A 14,506-nucleotide genomic window follows, 5' to 3' on the forward strand; every position below is an offset into this window, starting at 1 on the left:
AATTGGTTAATATGTAGACGGCAATTTTCGATTCGCTTCTTCAATACAACAGGGATAACAATGACACGACACGCTCCGCTTCGGGGACAGAGGACCGTATTGGCAACGGCTCTTGCCGCCGTATTGGCCTCATTGTCAGCCGCGCCGGCCTTCGCCGCGTCCGATATCGTCATCAGCCAGGTCTATGGTGGCGGCGGGAACAGCGGCGCGACGCTGAAGGCCGACTTCATCGAACTGTTCAACCGCAGCGGCGCGACAGTCACGATGACCGACTGGAGCGTGCAATACGCGAGCGCCGGCGGCAGCAGCTGGCAGGTGACGCGCCTGCCGGCGGTCACGCTGGAGCCCGGCAAGTATTTCCTTGTCCAGCAGGCGACCGGCAGCGGCGGCTCGGTCGCGCTCGAGCCGGACGCGACGGGCACGATTCCGATGAGCGGCAGCGGCGCCAAGGTGGCGCTGGTCAGTTCGACGGTCGCCCTGTCTGGAGCGACCCCGAGCGGTAGCGCACTGGTCGACCTGGTGGGCTGGGGCAGCGCCGGCCATTTCGAAGGCAGCGCGCCCGCTGGCGGCACGTCCAATACGACGGCCGTGCTGCGCAATGACGCCGGCTGCACCGATACCGACGACAATGGGGCCGACTTCACCGTGGCCGAGCCCACGCCACGCAACCAGGCCGCGCCGGCGCACGTGTGCGGCGCGCCGGTCGTCAAGCCGATCGTGCTGCAATGCCCGGCCAGCCTCGGTGTGGCGTTCGGCTATCCGGGAACCGCGCTGCTTGCCGCAAGCGACGCCGACAGCATCGTCAACGCCGCCGCGATCGCCTCGAGTCCGGTACCGGGAATCAGCCTGGCGTTCACCGCCGCCAGCGAAGCGGGCGGCAGCGCCTCCGGCAGCCTGACGGTAGGCGGCAACGTTCCGGTGGGCGACTACCCGGTCGTCATCCGCTTCAGCAACAACGACGCGCAGGAAGCCAGCTGCACCGTGAATGTATCGGTACGCCCGCTCCCCGCCGTCACCCATACGATTCCGCAGATCCAGGGAAGCGGTGCTGCCAGCCCGTATGCGAATACGGTGCAGACCACGGAGGGCATCGTCACCGCCAAGGTGGCCGGCGGCTTCTACCTGCAGGACGCGAATGGCGACGGCGATCCGACCACCTCCGATGGCCTGTATATCTACAGCGCGGCCGCGGCGAACAGCGTGGCCGTTGGCCAGCGCGTGCGCGTCACCGGCAAGATCATCGAATACACGCCGAGCGGCGCGGGCCGTTCGTTCACCGAGATGACGGAGGTGTCCGCCACGTCGGTACTGGCAGCCGGACAAGGGGTGGCCCCCACCAATATCGTGCTGCCGAACGCGCGCCTGGACCAGGTCGAGGGCATGCTGGTGCGCTTCGCCAACCCGCTGACGATCTCGCAAACCACGTACCTGGGTGCGCGCGGCGAATTGTCGCTGTCTTCCGGTCGCCTGGAAATCCCGACCAACCGCTACTCGCCACGTTCTCCGGAAGCGGTGGCGCTGGCTGCCGCCAACGCGGCCAATCGCATCGTGCTGGACGACGGGATCTTCACCACGCCGGCCACCATTCCCTACGTCGGCGAAAACCGCACGGTGCGCGCCGGGGACACGGTACGTGACCTGACCGGCGTGATCGATTTCGGCGCACTGGGCGGCGGCGGGGCGGGCTTCAAGCTGCAGCCGACCGTTGCGCCGACCATCACGCGCGACAACGCGCGTTCCGACGCACCGCGCCTGGCGGCAGGGAACGTGAAGGTGGCCAGTGCCAATGTGCTGAACTTCTTCACGACCTTTACCAACGGCGCCACCGCGACGGGGCAGAGCGGGCAGGGGTGCACCATCGGTTCCACGACCAGCCAGGGCAATTGCCGCGGCGCCGACAACCTGGCCGAGTATGTGCGCCAGCGCGACAAGATCGTCAACCAGCTGAAAGGCCTCGACGCGGACGTCGTGGGCCTGATGGAGATCCAGAATAACGGCGACACGGCCGTGGGCCTGCTGGTGGACAGCCTCAACGCCGCGTACGGAGCACCAGTGTATGCCGTGGTGCCGAAGCCGGCCGCCACCGGCACGGATGCCATCCGCGTGGCCATGATCTACAAACCCGCCAATGTCACGCTGGTGGGTGGCGCCCTGGCCGACGCGGACAGTGTCAACAACCGCCCGCCGATGGCACAGACGTTCCGCGCCAACAACGGCGAGAAGTTCTCCGTCGTCGTGAACCACCTGAAGTCGAAGGGGAGCTGCCCGTCCGGCACCGGCACGGATGCGGACAATGGCGACGGCCAGAGCTGCTGGAACGCCACGCGGGTCGCCCAGGCGCAGCGCCTGGTCGACGTCTTCGTGCCGCAGGTGCAGGCTGCCGCGGGCGACCAGGATGTGCTGCTGATCGGCGACTTCAACTCCTACGGCATGGAAGATCCGATTGCCGCCATCACGGCCAAGGGCTTCGTCAACCAGCTCGAGCGCTTCGTGCGGCCGGCCGGCCTGCCGTATTCCTACGTATTCGGCCATGAAGCCGGCTACCTCGACCATGCGCTGGCGAGCGCGTCGCTGAGCGCGCAGATCGTGGACGCTGCCGAGTGGCACGCCAATGCGGACGAGCCGGAAGTCATCGACTACAACACCGACGGCAAGCCGCAGGATCTGTACGATGCGCAGCCGTACCGGGCATCGGACCACGATCCGCTCGTTGTCAGCCTGGCGCTGCAGCCGTCGCTCGTCGACGTGACGGCCAGTGTGCAAGTCAATGCCACGGGCCTGAGCTATAACCGCGTCACGCAGCTGTTTTCCGGTTCGGTCACGCTGGTGAACCGCTCGGCAACCGCGCTGGCGGGGCCGCTGGCACTGCAACTGAATGGCCTGCCGGCCGGCGTTACCGTGGTCAACGCGACTGGTACGCACATGGGCTCGCCATACATCCGCGTCGCCAGCGGCCTGGCGCCGGGCGCCTCGGTCACCGTGCCGCTCACGCTGCGCAACCCTGCCAAGGTCAACGCAACCTATACGGCAACCATCTACAGCGGTACTTTCTAAGGGACGAACATGCTTGTAACTATCTTGAAACTGCGCACCGGCGTTGCCGCCCTGGCGCTCGTCTTCGGCAGCAGCGCGGCGCTGGCCGACAGCACGCTGGCCGTCAGCATCGATACCAGCTCGTTCGGCGATGCGGGCTGGCTCGACTTCCAGTACAACCCGGCGAACCCGGGCGTTTCTCCAGCCACTACGGTGACGCTGAGCGGCTTCGAAGGGTTCTCGGCGGCTGCGCCGGTGGAAACGGCCGGCCAGGTGTCCGGCTCGCTCGCGGCAGGTTACGTGATCGGCAATGGCAACAGCTGGAACAGCCTGTTCCATGCTGTCGACTATGGCGGCATCTTGCGGTTCACCGTCACGTTCAGTGGCGACAATGTCGACCTGTCCGGTGGTGCCTATGGCTCCCGCTTCGCCGTGTTCGCGTATGACGCGGCCGGTACCGCGTTGCTGGGCAACTCGACGGCCGATGACGGCCGCCTGATCGGCATCGACCTGGCGCCGGCCACCGCGATTGGCGAAGTAGTCCCGCCTACACCGATCAGTTATTCGGATGTCGCAACGATTTCCGCCGTGCCGGAACCATCGTCCTGGTTGATGCTGGGTGTCGGTGCGATGCTGCTCGCCGGTGCTGCCCGGCGCCGCGCCTGACCGGTATTGGAATGCCGCCAGCCGACTGCGCAGAGCATCGGCTGGCGGAATCCATCGCGCGACTGCGCAAGGCGATTTCACAGCCAATCGCGGCTGTGCTTCGCTGCCATTCTTCCCAAGCCGACCCCACCCGTACTGCGCCCGCCCTTGGGCCAGGCCATCAACCTGCGCCGGGCGCCGAAATCAGCGCACTTCACAAGCAGCGACCACGGCCCAGCTTGCCAGCGGGATATCGCATGAATATTGGGAGGAACGCACCGCGGTGCGCATGACTGCCGCGCCGCTGGCGGGAGAGGCGACATGCTCGCCGGCGCGTTTCCTGCGCCGGTTCGACATCGCATGCGGCGTTCGTGTGGACGCGCGGCGCCCACACGATCATCAGGAGCCGGTTTCGGCTTGAGGCGCCACGGCAGGCTTTTTCGCCATGTCGCGCGCGGAGAAACGGTTGCGTATCGCAGCTTGCAGGCGTGTCACGAACCGTTCCTGGACGACGACGCAAGTGATCACGAGCAGCACGAGGTACAGGGGGTAGAGCGCCATCGATTGTTCCACATGACGGGCCGAGGCAAGCACCGAGGACAGGCCGCCGGACGCCGACGGCCAGACAGCCACGACCTGCTCGGTCTTGCGGAACAGCGTGAACAGCGGAACGTGCAGCAGGAACATCGGCAGCGACGCAGCGCCAAGCCGGTCTCCCCAGTACCGAAGCTTGGGATGCAAGCTCGGCCTGGCCGCGGCGCAGAGCCAGATGATGGCAAGGCTCGCCGGGAAATACAGGCCGTTTTGTATGATATGCAGGTGCACTTTCCGGTAATCCAGGACGATGGCAAGGGCCGCCGTGGCGACAATCAGCAGTCCGTACAGCATCTGTTGCCGGCGGCTGGCAATGGTCGGATTGCGGGCGAAAAGCACGCACAAGACCATGCCTGCCACGAACAAGGGCAGCCGCACGATGGGATTCCTGTGCAGGAGACCGGTCGTGAACGCATCGGTACGATAAGGCAGGTCAGCGATCACGCCTGGCAAGAAAAATGCGATCCCGAGAAACAGCAGCGCCGCCTTCAGCGACTTCATCCGGTAGATCTTCAATGCGATCATCGGGAATATCAGGTAATAAAACCCGAGCGCCGACAGCGACCAGGACGGGCCGTTGAACACCAGATAGAACGGATTCCACGCGTTTGTCAGCGTGACCGTCATGAACAGCGAAAGCGCCACCTCCCACTGCTCGAGGATCCTCGTTTCGAATCCAAGCGCGTCGACGGCAACCGTGATGCCGCCCTTGGCAAAGATCGTCGCGGCAGCGGGGCCGATCGTGAGAAACAGGGCAACGACATGGAGCGGATATAGCGTGGAAAAACGGGCGATCCAGAAATTTCGCCGGTTGATCTCGCGGCCCTTCTTCATGACCACGTAGGCGTGCGTGAGCAGGAAGCCCGATAGCACGAAGAATATGCTGGTTGCCATATTCCCCAGACTTAAGACAGAATCGAGCCAGCTGTCCTTGATCGGCGTGTACGTAACGCGCAGCGTATGGAAGAGCACGAGATAGAGCGCGAGGGCAAAGCGGAGCCAGTTCAGCGCCCAAAATCCTTTTTCCTTGGCGGTCGAGGGCGTTGGTTCGACTCCGGCGGGTCCGGGCCGCAGATTCTTCATTTCCATTTCGCGCGTGCGTTCTTAAATTTTTGCCTGGTAAGTGATAGGAGCTCCGCAAGCTGGAGTGCGGTTGCGAAGAACTTGAACAGGTACCGCGCCGGCCGGGATCGAGGCTGTTGAGCTGCGCGCATCCAGAAACGTTGGCTGCAGGAGGTCACACATCGTGGGTCACGTCGAGGTGCCTGCCTGGCTGGCGAGCGCCCATGCGTGCAGAAGGTCGCTCAGGATTCCTGTAACACTGATGCTTGGGGATGACTCGCTGTCTGAACTGCACTGTTTGCACTGAGCTGTTTGCACTGAGCTGTTTGCACTGAGCTGTTTGCACTGAGCTGTATGCAACGCCTGTAATGCAGGGGCGCAGGAGACCGCGTGTTCAATTGCGCCGCGCCAGTACCACAAGTTGTTCATATTTTAACCCTGTTGTCGTGATATGTATAGCAAAGAGTGGGGAGGGGAGCCATCGGCAAGCCGTTGAGCCTTCGATTTCCTGTCGCGGGACGCGCGAGTGTTGAAGGCTGGCAAGTGATACGCATCGGCATTCGCAGCAGCGCATCGGTTCCCGGCATTGAACGCGGCCTTTCCGTCTGGCGTGCGAAGCCGCGGCAAGGACGATGCCGACCGTTGCATTCAGGTTGCATCCGTCGCACAGTGTCAATAATGTGGCGCTAAAAATGAGGAAAAAACCGGCTCGGCCGATGGCGTGCCGGGCACCCGCCGGGGTATAAATAAAAAATTGTCCAAACCATAAGCGGCGTGGTAGCCTTCACCGTCAACTCGGCAATCGGAGGTCGTTACGGATGTTCGCAGCAAAGTGTATTAAGCGGTCGGGTAAAAAGCACGCACAGGGCTGCGCTGCCAGTCATCGGCGCGGGCGCGGCTTCACGCTGCTCGAGCTGCTGGTCGTGATCGTCATCATCGGCCTGTTGGCAGCCTATGTCGGCCCCAAGTATTTCTCGCAACTGGGCAAGTCGGAAGTCACGGTCGCCAAGGCGCAGATCGAAGCGTTTGAAAAGTCGCTCGACACGTATCGCCTCGATGTGGGGCGCTATCCCACCACCGAAGAGGGCCTGAGCGCTCTGCTGGCGGCACCGCCCACCGCGGGCGCCAAGTGGAACGGCCCATACCTGAAGAAAGGCGTGCCGCCCGATCCGTGGGGCCGCCCCTACCAGTACAAGGCACCCGGCACGAATGGTGAATACGAAATCACCTCGCTGGGCAAGGATGGCCAACCCGGCGGCACTGCCGACAACGCCGATATCTCTTCGCAATAACCCGTCCCAGGCCGCGATCCATGCAGTTCGACGTCCGCACCTTGTCGCCGGAAATGGTGATCGGCCACCTCGTGGTCGACGGCCGCGACGAGGCCGACGCGCGGCGCCAGGTCGAGGCGCGCGGATTGTTTGTCAGCGCAATCCATCCGGTGCGGGGCGCGCTGCGGCGGGGCAAGGGAAAAGCACTGTCGCTGGTGCTCTTCAGCCAGGAACTGCTGGCGCTGCTCAGGGCCGGCCTGGGCATCGTCGAGGCGCTCGAAGCCCTGCTGGAAAAGGAAGCGAACCCGGCCACGCGCAGCGTGCTGGAGCGCCTGCTGGCCGGCCTGCGCGAAGGGCAACGCTTCTCCACTGTCCTGGCGGAGCAGCCGCAATTGTTCCCGCCGCTGTACGTGGGCATCGTGCGCGCGGCGGAGGGCACCAGTGACCTGCCGCGTTCGCTCGAGCGCTATATCGATTATCAGCAGCGCATCGACACGGTGCGCGCCAAGATCGTATCCGCGGCCATCTACCCATGCATCCTGCTGCTGGTCGGGGGCGGCGTGTCGATGTTCCTGATCGGCTACGTGGTGCCCCGTTTCGCGGAGGTCTACCAGGGGGCTGGCCGCAACCTGCCATGGCTGTCGCAGGTGATGCTGTCGTGGGGGCAGTTCGCCGGCGAACATGCCACTGCCCTGTTTGCCGGCTTCGTGCTTGCCGTGGCCGCGGCCATCGCCGGCGTGCGCCGCTTGATGGCCAATGGCGGACTGGTGCGCCTGTTCGCGAAACTGCCCGGCATCGGCGAACGGGTGAAGATCTATGAACTGTCGCGGCTGTACCTCACGCTGGGCATGCTGAACGAGGGCGGCATCACGATCGTGCAGGCGATCGACACCGTGCAGGGCATGGTGTCGGCCAATGTGAAGAGCGGCCTGCAGCTGGCCAAGGGCGCGGTGGAATCGGGCCTGCCGCTGTCCACCGCCTTTGAAGCCCACGGCCTTACCACCCCGATTTCGCTGCGCATGCTGCGGGTGGGCGAGCGCACCGGGGACCTGGGGCCGATGCTCACGCAGTCGGCCGCGTTCTATGACGGCGAGATCACCCGCTGGATCGACCGTTTCACGCGCACTTTCGAGCCGTTGCTGATGGCAGGCATCGGCTTGATCGTGGGCGCCATCGTGGTACTGCTCTACATGCCCATCTTTGACCTTGCCGGAGAAATGTCGTGAACGATCCGGCCATCTACCCTGCCATCGACGCCGCGCTGCTTGGGCGGGCACGTGCCGCCCAGGCCGCCTCGAAGCGCACCCTCGTGGAAGAACTCGAAACGCTGACCGGCATGGAGCCGCGCCTCGTGGTGCGCGCGCTGGCGCTGCCGTTCGGCCTGGCCGTGCTGGAAACCGTCGAGATGCTGGCGTTCACGCCCGCGTTCGACCTGCTGCCGCTCTCGCAGGCCATGGCGCGCAAGTGCGTGCTGCTGCGCACGCAGGAAGGCCTCGTGCTCGGGGTGATCGCCGACCCGTTCGACCTCGACCTGCAGACATGGCTGTCGGCCCAGGCGCGCGCCACGCCCCATGCGCCGCTGCAGATGCGCCTCGCGCTGCAGGCCGACATCGCCGCCTACCTGTCGAAGCAGGAAGAGTCCGCACGGGCCACCGACTCGTTATTGCCGGGCGCCGACAATGGCCGGCGGGATGGCAGGACGGCTGCGGTGCTGTCGTTCGCCTCGGTGTCGGAGGCCGCCAGCCCGGCGGTGCGCCTGGTCAATTCCACGCTGTACGATGCCTTGAAGGCCGGCGCTTCCGACATCCACCTGGAAAGCACGGCCGGCGGCCTGGCGGTCAAGTACCGCGTCGACGGCGTGCTCGATCATGCCACCGCCGTCGGCGGCGTCGAGATCGCCGAACAGATCATCTCGCGCCTGAAGGTGCTCGCCGAGCTGGACATCGCCGAGCGCCGCGTGCCGCAGGACGGCAGCTTCCGCGTCGAATCGAACGGCCGCGAGATCGACCTGCGGGTCTCGATCATGCCCAGCATTCACGGCGAGGATGCCGTCATCCGCGTGCTCGACAAGCGCGCCATGATCGAATCCTACGGTTCGCTGTCGCTGGAATCGCTGGGCTTCGATGCGCCGTCGCTGGCCACGCTGCGCACGCTGGCGCAGGAAGCCTACGGCATGCTGCTGGTGACGGGGCCGACCGGTTCCGGCAAGACCACCACGCTGTACGCGGCGCTGACGGAGATCCACAATGGCCGCGAGAAGATCATCACGATCGAGGACCCGGTCGAATACCAGCTGCCGGGCATCCTGCAGATTCCCGTCAACGAGAAGAAGGGGCTGACGTTCGCCAAGGGCTTGCGCTCGATCCTGCGCCACGATCCCGACAAGATCATGGTCGGCGAGATCCGCGACCGCGAGACGGCGGAAATCGCCGTGCAGTCCGCGCTGACCGGCCACCTGGTGCTGACCACCGTGCACGCCAATAACGTGTTCGACGTCTTCGGCCGCTTCACGCACATGGGCATCGACCCGTATGCGTTCGTGTCGGCGCTGAACGGCATCTGGGCCCAGCGCCTGGTGCGCATCAACTGCCCGCATTGCGCGGCCGACTACACGCCCGACGACGGCGAACTGGCCAGCGTGGGCCTGACCCGCGCCGACGTCTACGACTACCAGTTCAAGGCCGGCAAGGGGTGCGGCGACTGCCGGGGCACCGGCTACAAGGGGCGCCGTTCGATCGCCGAGATCCTTACGCTGAACGACGAGATCCGCGAGCTGATCGTGGAGAAGCGGCCGATCCGCCAGGTCAAGCAGGCCGCGTACGCGAACGGCACGCGCAGCCTGCGCCACGCGGCGCTGGAGGTGGTCAAGCGCGGTGGCACCACGCTTGCCGAGATCAAACGGGTGACCCTGCATGCGTAGAGCGATCGGACAGGTATTGCGCCTTGGCGTCGCCACCGGTGCCGTCAGTCTCCTCGCGGCCTCGCGCTGGCGCCGCGACAAGTTCGAGGTGCTGGCCGAGCGGCCGGTGGCCGGCCCCGGCGGCGAGGCGCTGGGCCAGGCGCTGCGCGCGCTGCTGGCGGAACAGGACGTGGCGGGCTGGCCCGTGACGGTGGTACTGGCCGACGAACTGTGCCGCCTGTGGCAGGTCGCGCCGCCGCCGGGGGCCGCGCGGCTGCCCGATATCGAGGCGGCGGCCGCGCTGCGCTTCCACGCGTTGTACGGCGAGGGCCCGGCCGCCTGGCAAGTCACGGCCGACTGGCATTCGACCGAACCGTTCTTCGCTGCCGCCGTGCCGCGCGCGCTGCTCGCGCTGGTGGAAGCGGTGGCGCTGGAAAACCGGCTGCACGTGGTGCAGGTGGTACCGCATTTCGTCACCGCCTGGAACCGGTGGTGCAGGGCGATCCGTCCGGGTGCCTGGTTCGGCCAGGTGCACGATGGCCTGCTGACAGTGGCCGCGATCGAGGAACGGCAGCTGCGTGCGGTGCGCGCGCTGCAGGTGCCGCCCGGCGCCGACCATTATTGGTTGACGCAGATGATGCAGCGCGAGGCGCTGTTGCTGGGGCTCGGCATGCCGGCGTCGCTGCAGCTGTGCGGCGCGCTTCCCGGTCCGCTGGCCAGGCCGGCCGCCGAAGGGCAGGTACCTGTGCTTCGCCTGGATGCGGGGCAGGGTGACGAACTCTCCGCCATCGGGCGCCTGGCCTTCGCGGGGAGCGCGGGATGAAACCCATGCAGATAGATTTCGCGCAAGCCACCTGGCGCCGCGCGCTGTACCGGCTGCATCCGGCCTTGCTGGCGGCCGGCGTTGCCGGCATCGTGCTGTGCGCCGCCAGCCTGTGGTTCGCCATGCAGATGGCCGAGCAGCGTGCCGACCGTGAACGGCAGATCGAGCAATTGCGCGCCAGCCAGGCGGCGCTGTCGAAGCGGCCGGCGCGCGTGGCCGAGGTGGCGATCCCGGAAGCGCAGGCCAGTGCCGTGAATGCCGCGATCCTGCGTTTGAACGTGCCCTGGCGCTCGCTCGAGGATGCGATCGGCAGCGCCACGCCGGCCAATATCGCGCTGCTGGCGCTCGATCCCGATCCGAAGAAGCAACTGCTCAAGATCACGGCCGAGGCGCGCAACAGCGACGACATGGTCGGCTATGTGCAGGTGCTGAAGCAGCAGGAACTGTTCGTGTCGGCGGCGCTGGTGCGCCATGAGATCGGCGAGCAGGATCCGGGCCGGCCGATCCGCTTCCAGGTCGAAGCGCAATGGAGGGCGCCATGAAGGACATTCAATTGGCTCCGCTGATGCTGGCGCTGCGCCTGTACGCGATGCGTGCCGGCGGCGGAGCTTGCCTGGCCGTGGCACTGCTCGCCGCGGGCCTCGGCACATGGGCGTGGCTGCTGCCGCAACGCGCCGCGCTGCAGGAGGAACTGGCGCGCCCGCTCCCGACCGCGGCGTCGCTGGCGGAAGCGCCGCCGCCGCCCTCGGCCAATGAAAACCTGTCGCTGTTCTATGCGACGCTGGGCGAGAAGCACCACGCCGAGCAGCAGGTCAAGACGCTGTTCGACCTGGCGGGCAAGGCCGGCCTGACGCTCAATCACGGCGAGTACAAGTTCGCCCATGACAAGGCCAGCGGCGTGACCACGTACCAGATCACGCTGCCCGTCAAGGGCGCTTACCGCAACATCTGGCAATTCGCACTGGAGGCCCTGGCCGCGCTGCCGTTCGCCGCGCTGGACGAGGTGAGCTTCCGCCGCGACACGATCGCCGACCCGGTCGTGGAGGCGCGCTTGCGCATCACGCTGTTCCTGAAGGAGGCCCCATGAAGCCGCGGCACCTGCTCATGGGCGGCGCGCTGGTGCTCGCCGCCGGCCTGGTGCTGTTCGGCGACAATGCGCCGGAAGTCGAGGTGGCCGAGCCGGTCGAGCGCGCGCAGGCACCCGTGGCCGCGCCGCGTCCCGCCGGCCGCGGCGCCGCCGCGCAGCCGGCCGCGCCGTTGGCCGACCCCACGATCCTGCGGCTGATCCCGCGCGCGGAACTGATCGGCGCCACGGGCGAGGGCGCATTCCAGGGCAGCGATGGCGTGTTCGCCGGCCAGAACCTGAATCCGGCGCCACCGCCTCCGCAGGCGCCGAGCGGCCCGCCGCCGGCACCGCCGGCGCCGACCGCGCCGCCGGTTCCGTTCACCGTGCTGGGTAAGGGCGTGGCCGACGGTGCCTGGGAAGTCTACCTGGCCCGCCCGGACCGTACCTATGTGGCGCGCGTGGGCACCGTCATCGACGGCATGTACCGCGTCGACAATATCGCGCCGCCGACGCTGACGGTGACGTATCTGCCCCTCAATCAGGTGCAACAGCTAAATATTGGAGTCATGGATTGAACACGCACGGTAATGTAGGCTCGATACGTGGCGGCCGGGTGAGCCGCGTGCTGGCGTTGTCGGCGCTGGCGCTGGCATTGGCGGGTTGCGCCGGGCAGATGGCGTATCGCGACGGCACCAACCTGATCGAGAAGGACCAGGTCGAAGCGGGCTTGCTGAAGCTGCAGGAAGCGATCGCCAAGGACCCGGCCAATGCGCAATACCGCGCCACGTACCTGCAGGCGCGCGACCGCGCAATCATGCGCTACATGGACCAGGCCGAACGGCAAATGGTCGAAGGGCAGCGCGAACTGGCGCTGCAGAACATCCAGCGCGTGCTTGCCCTCAATCCGCAGAACGAGCGTGCCCGCATGGCGCTGCGCTCGCTCGACATGGCCGAACGCCACGACAGGCTGCTGGCCGACGCTGCCGCGCTGGTGGAGAAAAAGGAGTTCGAGCAGGCCAGGGCGAAGCTCGCCCTCGTGCTGACCGAAAAACCCGACCAGCCGCGCGCGTTGCAGCTGCAGCGCGAGATCGCCGACAAGAACCCGCCGAACGGCGGCGAGACCGCGCTGGCGAAGGCGTACAAGCAGCCGATCACGATCGAGTTCCGCGACGCGCCGCTCAAGCAGGTGTTCGACGTGATCTCGCGTCGCTCGGGCTTGAATTTCGTGTTCGACAAGGACGTCAAGACCGACACGCGCACCACCATCATGCTGAGGAACAGCACAGTGGAATCGGCGGTGTACTACCTGTTGATGACCAACCAGATGGAACAGCAGGTCATGGATGCGAACACGATCCTGATCTACCCGAACATCGCCGCCAAGCTGAAGGAGTACCAGGAAACCGTCGTCAAGACATTCTTCCTGGCGAACGCGGAAGCGAAGCTGGTGGCGAACACCTTGAAGACGATCCTCAAGTCGCGCGACGTGGTGGCCGATGAAAAGCTGAACCTCGTGATCATGCGCGACAATGCCGACGCGATCCGCCTGGCCGAAAAGATCGTGGCGGTGCAGGACATGGCCGAGCCGGAAGTGATGCTGGAAGTGGAGATCCTCGAGGTCAAGCGCAGCAGCTTGATGCAGCTGGGTGTGGCCTGGCCCACCAGCGTGACGCTGGCGCCGCTCGTCACCGGCGAAGGCGCGAAAGTGACGCTGAACGACCTGGACAACCTGAACCGGCGCACGCTGAGCATCACCGGCATCAGCGCCACGGCGACGGCCAACCGGAACGCTTCCGATTCGAACCTGCTGGCCAATCCGCGCATCCGCGTGCGCAACAAGGAAAAGGCCAAGATCCTGATCGGCGACAAGGTACCCGTCATCACCACGACCGTTTCGCCAGGCACTGCCGGTTTCGCGCAGGAGAGCGTCAGCTATGTTGACGTGGGCCTGACCCTGAACGCCGAGCCGACGATCTACCTGAACAATGAAGTGGCGATCCGCATTTCGCTCGAGGTGTCCAACCTGGTCAGCACGATCAAGACGAATTCGGGCACCACGGCCTACCAGATCGGTACCCGGCAGGCCGCCACGATGCTGCAACTGAAGGATGGCGAAAACCAGGTGCTGGCCGGCCTGATCAACAACGAGGAACGCAGCGGCGGCAACCGGGTGCCGGGCCTTGGCGACCTGCCCATCGTCGGTCGCCTGTTCGGCACGCAATCGGACGACTCGCAGAAGACGGAGATCGTGCTGTCGATCACGCCGCGCCTCGTGCGCAACCTGCAGCGGCCCGAGGCCAGCGCCACCGAGTTCTCGGCCGGGACCGAGGCGAACTTCCGCCGCAAACCGGAGCTGGGCGTGCGCGCGCCCGTCGCGCTGCCGCAGCGTGGGACGCCCGTGCCGGGAGCGCCGGCGACCGGCACACCGGCGCAACCGGCTTCACAGCCGGGCCTGCAGCCGACCCCGCAGGAGTCCGGCACCCCGGTCGGCGTGCCGCTGTCGACATCGCAGCCGGGCCCGGCGTCGAGCGTCACGCAGGACCCGTTGCAGGTGCTCCCGGTCACGCCGCCGGCGCCAACCGTGCCGCCGGCGCCGACCACGACGCCGCCCACGCAGAACCAGTAATGGACGGATCGCTCAGCCGCCGCCGCGGCTTCACGCTGATCGAGCTGCTGGTCACCGTGGCCATCCTCGGCCTGCTGGCGGCGCTCGTGATTCCGACGGCGCAAGTGACGGTCCAGCGGCGCAACGAGCAGGAATTGCGCACCGCGCTATACCAGATCCGCAAGGCCATCGACGACTACAAGCAGGCCTATGACGACGGCCGCATCGCCAAGACGATCGGCGGCACCGGTTATCCGAAGAACCTGGAAACGCTGGCCGAGGGCGTGGTCGACCTGCGCGATCCGAAACGTGGCAAGATCTTCTTCCTGCGCCGCGTGCCGCGCGATCCCTTCGCGCCGGACAGCGAGCTCTCCAACGCGCAAACGTGGGGCAAGCGCAGTTACGCCAGCGAGCCGGAAGAGCCGCGCGAAGGCGAGGACGTCTATGACGTGTATTCGAATTCCGACAGGGTGGGGCTGAACGGCATCCCCTATCGAAAATGGTAGGC

Annotated in this window: 12 protein-coding genes; 11 read left to right on the forward strand and 1 reads right to left on the reverse strand. The window is 66.1% G+C overall.

Annotated features, from left to right (window positions below):
• Positions 1 to 123 precede the first annotated feature (123 nt).
• Both V6Z91_RS15440 and V6Z91_RS15445 read left to right on the forward strand, forming a co-directional pair.
• Positions 124 to 3,054 (forward strand): ExeM/NucH family extracellular endonuclease, encoded by a 2,931-nt coding sequence (locus V6Z91_RS15440; RefSeq protein ID WP_338758433.1) that lies wholly within the window; start codon positions 124 to 126, stop codon positions 3,052 to 3,054.
• Positions 3,055 to 3,063: 9 nt separating this feature from the next.
• Entirely contained in the window at positions 3,064 to 3,699 is a 636-nt protein-coding gene (locus V6Z91_RS15445; RefSeq protein WP_338758434.1) for an NF038129 family PEP-CTERM protein, read from the forward strand.
• 378 nt (positions 3,700 to 4,077) lie between these two features.
• Here V6Z91_RS15445 and V6Z91_RS15450 read toward each other — a convergent pair whose 3' ends face one another.
• Positions 4,078 to 5,355, reverse strand: a complete 1,278-nt coding sequence (locus V6Z91_RS15450; RefSeq protein ID WP_338758436.1) for an acyltransferase — start codon at positions 5,353 to 5,355, stop codon at positions 4,078 to 4,080.
• A gap of 797 nt (positions 5,356 to 6,152) precedes the next feature.
• Here V6Z91_RS15450 and gspG point away from each other — a divergent pair.
• From gspG to V6Z91_RS15495, 9 genes are read left to right on the forward strand one after another with little or no spacing between them, the layout of a single operon-like run.
• Positions 6,153 to 6,626, forward strand: a complete 474-nt coding sequence (gene gspG, locus V6Z91_RS15455) for a type II secretion system major pseudopilin GspG (protein ID WP_338758437.1) — start codon at positions 6,153 to 6,155, stop codon at positions 6,624 to 6,626.
• Between the two features lie 20 nt (positions 6,627 to 6,646).
• On the forward strand, positions 6,647 to 7,831 hold the full coding sequence (locus tag V6Z91_RS15460) for a type II secretion system F family protein (protein WP_338758438.1): 1,185 nt from the start codon (positions 6,647 to 6,649) through the stop codon (positions 7,829 to 7,831).
• Positions 7,828 to 9,525: a GspE/PulE family protein gene (locus V6Z91_RS15465; RefSeq protein ID WP_338758439.1), complete on the forward strand. Its 1,698-nt coding sequence runs from the start codon at positions 7,828 to 7,830 to the stop codon at positions 9,523 to 9,525. The genes V6Z91_RS15460 and V6Z91_RS15465 overlap by 4 nt, the downstream gene beginning before the upstream one ends.
• On the forward strand, positions 9,518 to 10,327 hold the full coding sequence (locus tag V6Z91_RS15470) for a hypothetical protein (protein WP_338758440.1): 810 nt from the start codon (positions 9,518 to 9,520) through the stop codon (positions 10,325 to 10,327). The genes V6Z91_RS15465 and V6Z91_RS15470 overlap by 8 nt, the downstream gene beginning before the upstream one ends.
• Before the next feature lie 5 nt (positions 10,328 to 10,332).
• Entirely contained in the window at positions 10,333 to 10,869 is a 537-nt protein-coding gene (locus V6Z91_RS15475; RefSeq protein ID WP_338758441.1) for a hypothetical protein, read from the forward strand.
• Entirely contained in the window at positions 10,866 to 11,414 is a 549-nt protein-coding gene (locus tag V6Z91_RS15480; RefSeq protein WP_338758443.1) for a hypothetical protein, read from the forward strand. The genes V6Z91_RS15475 and V6Z91_RS15480 overlap by 4 nt, the downstream gene beginning before the upstream one ends.
• Positions 11,411 to 11,968 carry a hypothetical protein gene (locus tag V6Z91_RS15485; RefSeq protein ID WP_338758444.1) on the forward strand — a complete coding sequence of 186 codons (558 nt, stop codon included), beginning with the start codon at positions 11,411 to 11,413 and terminating at the stop codon, positions 11,966 to 11,968. The genes V6Z91_RS15480 and V6Z91_RS15485 overlap by 4 nt, the downstream gene beginning before the upstream one ends.
• The gene (locus tag V6Z91_RS15490; protein WP_338758445.1) at positions 11,965 to 14,019 is read left to right on the forward strand and encodes a secretin N-terminal domain-containing protein; all 2,055 of its coding nucleotides are present in this window, start codon (positions 11,965 to 11,967) and stop codon (positions 14,017 to 14,019) included. Before V6Z91_RS15485 ends, V6Z91_RS15490 begins: the two co-directional genes overlap by 4 nt.
• Complete coding sequence (locus V6Z91_RS15495; RefSeq protein ID WP_338758446.1) at positions 14,019 to 14,504, forward strand: type II secretion system protein; 486 nt, start codon at positions 14,019 to 14,021, stop codon at positions 14,502 to 14,504. Before V6Z91_RS15490 ends, V6Z91_RS15495 begins: the two co-directional genes overlap by 1 nt.
• Positions 14,505 to 14,506: the final 2 nt, after the last annotated feature.

The organism is Massilia sp. METH4 (genome assembly GCF_037094685.1).
Classification (GTDB): domain Bacteria; phylum Pseudomonadota; class Gammaproteobacteria; order Burkholderiales; family Burkholderiaceae_D; genus Rugamonas.

Bases quoted from the DNA above. Each gene is read 5' to 3' on its own strand.
- V6Z91_RS15495 (WP_338758446.1), top strand. From the start codon at position 14,019: ATGGACGGATCGCTCAGCCGCCGCCGCGGCTTCACGCTGATCGAGCTG.
- V6Z91_RS15485 (WP_338758444.1), top strand. From the start codon at position 11,411: ATGAAGCCGCGGCACCTGCTCATGGGCGGCGCGCTGGTGCTCGCCGCC.
- V6Z91_RS15475 (WP_338758441.1), top strand. From the start codon at position 10,333: ATGCAGATAGATTTCGCGCAAGCCACCTGGCGCCGCGCGCTGTACCGG.
- V6Z91_RS15480 (WP_338758443.1), top strand. From the start codon at position 10,866: ATGAAGGACATTCAATTGGCTCCGCTGATGCTGGCGCTGCGCCTGTAC.
- gspG (WP_338758437.1), top strand. From the start codon at position 6,153: ATGTTCGCAGCAAAGTGTATTAAGCGGTCGGGTAAAAAGCACGCACAG.
- V6Z91_RS15445 (WP_338758434.1), top strand. From the start codon at position 3,064: ATGCTTGTAACTATCTTGAAACTGCGCACCGGCGTTGCCGCCCTGGCG.
- V6Z91_RS15460 (WP_338758438.1), top strand. From the start codon at position 6,647: ATGCAGTTCGACGTCCGCACCTTGTCGCCGGAAATGGTGATCGGCCAC.
- V6Z91_RS15450 (WP_338758436.1), bottom strand. From the start codon at position 5,355: ATGAAGAATCTGCGGCCCGGACCCGCCGGAGTCGAACCAACGCCCTCG.
- V6Z91_RS15470 (WP_338758440.1), top strand. From the start codon at position 9,518: ATGCGTAGAGCGATCGGACAGGTATTGCGCCTTGGCGTCGCCACCGGT.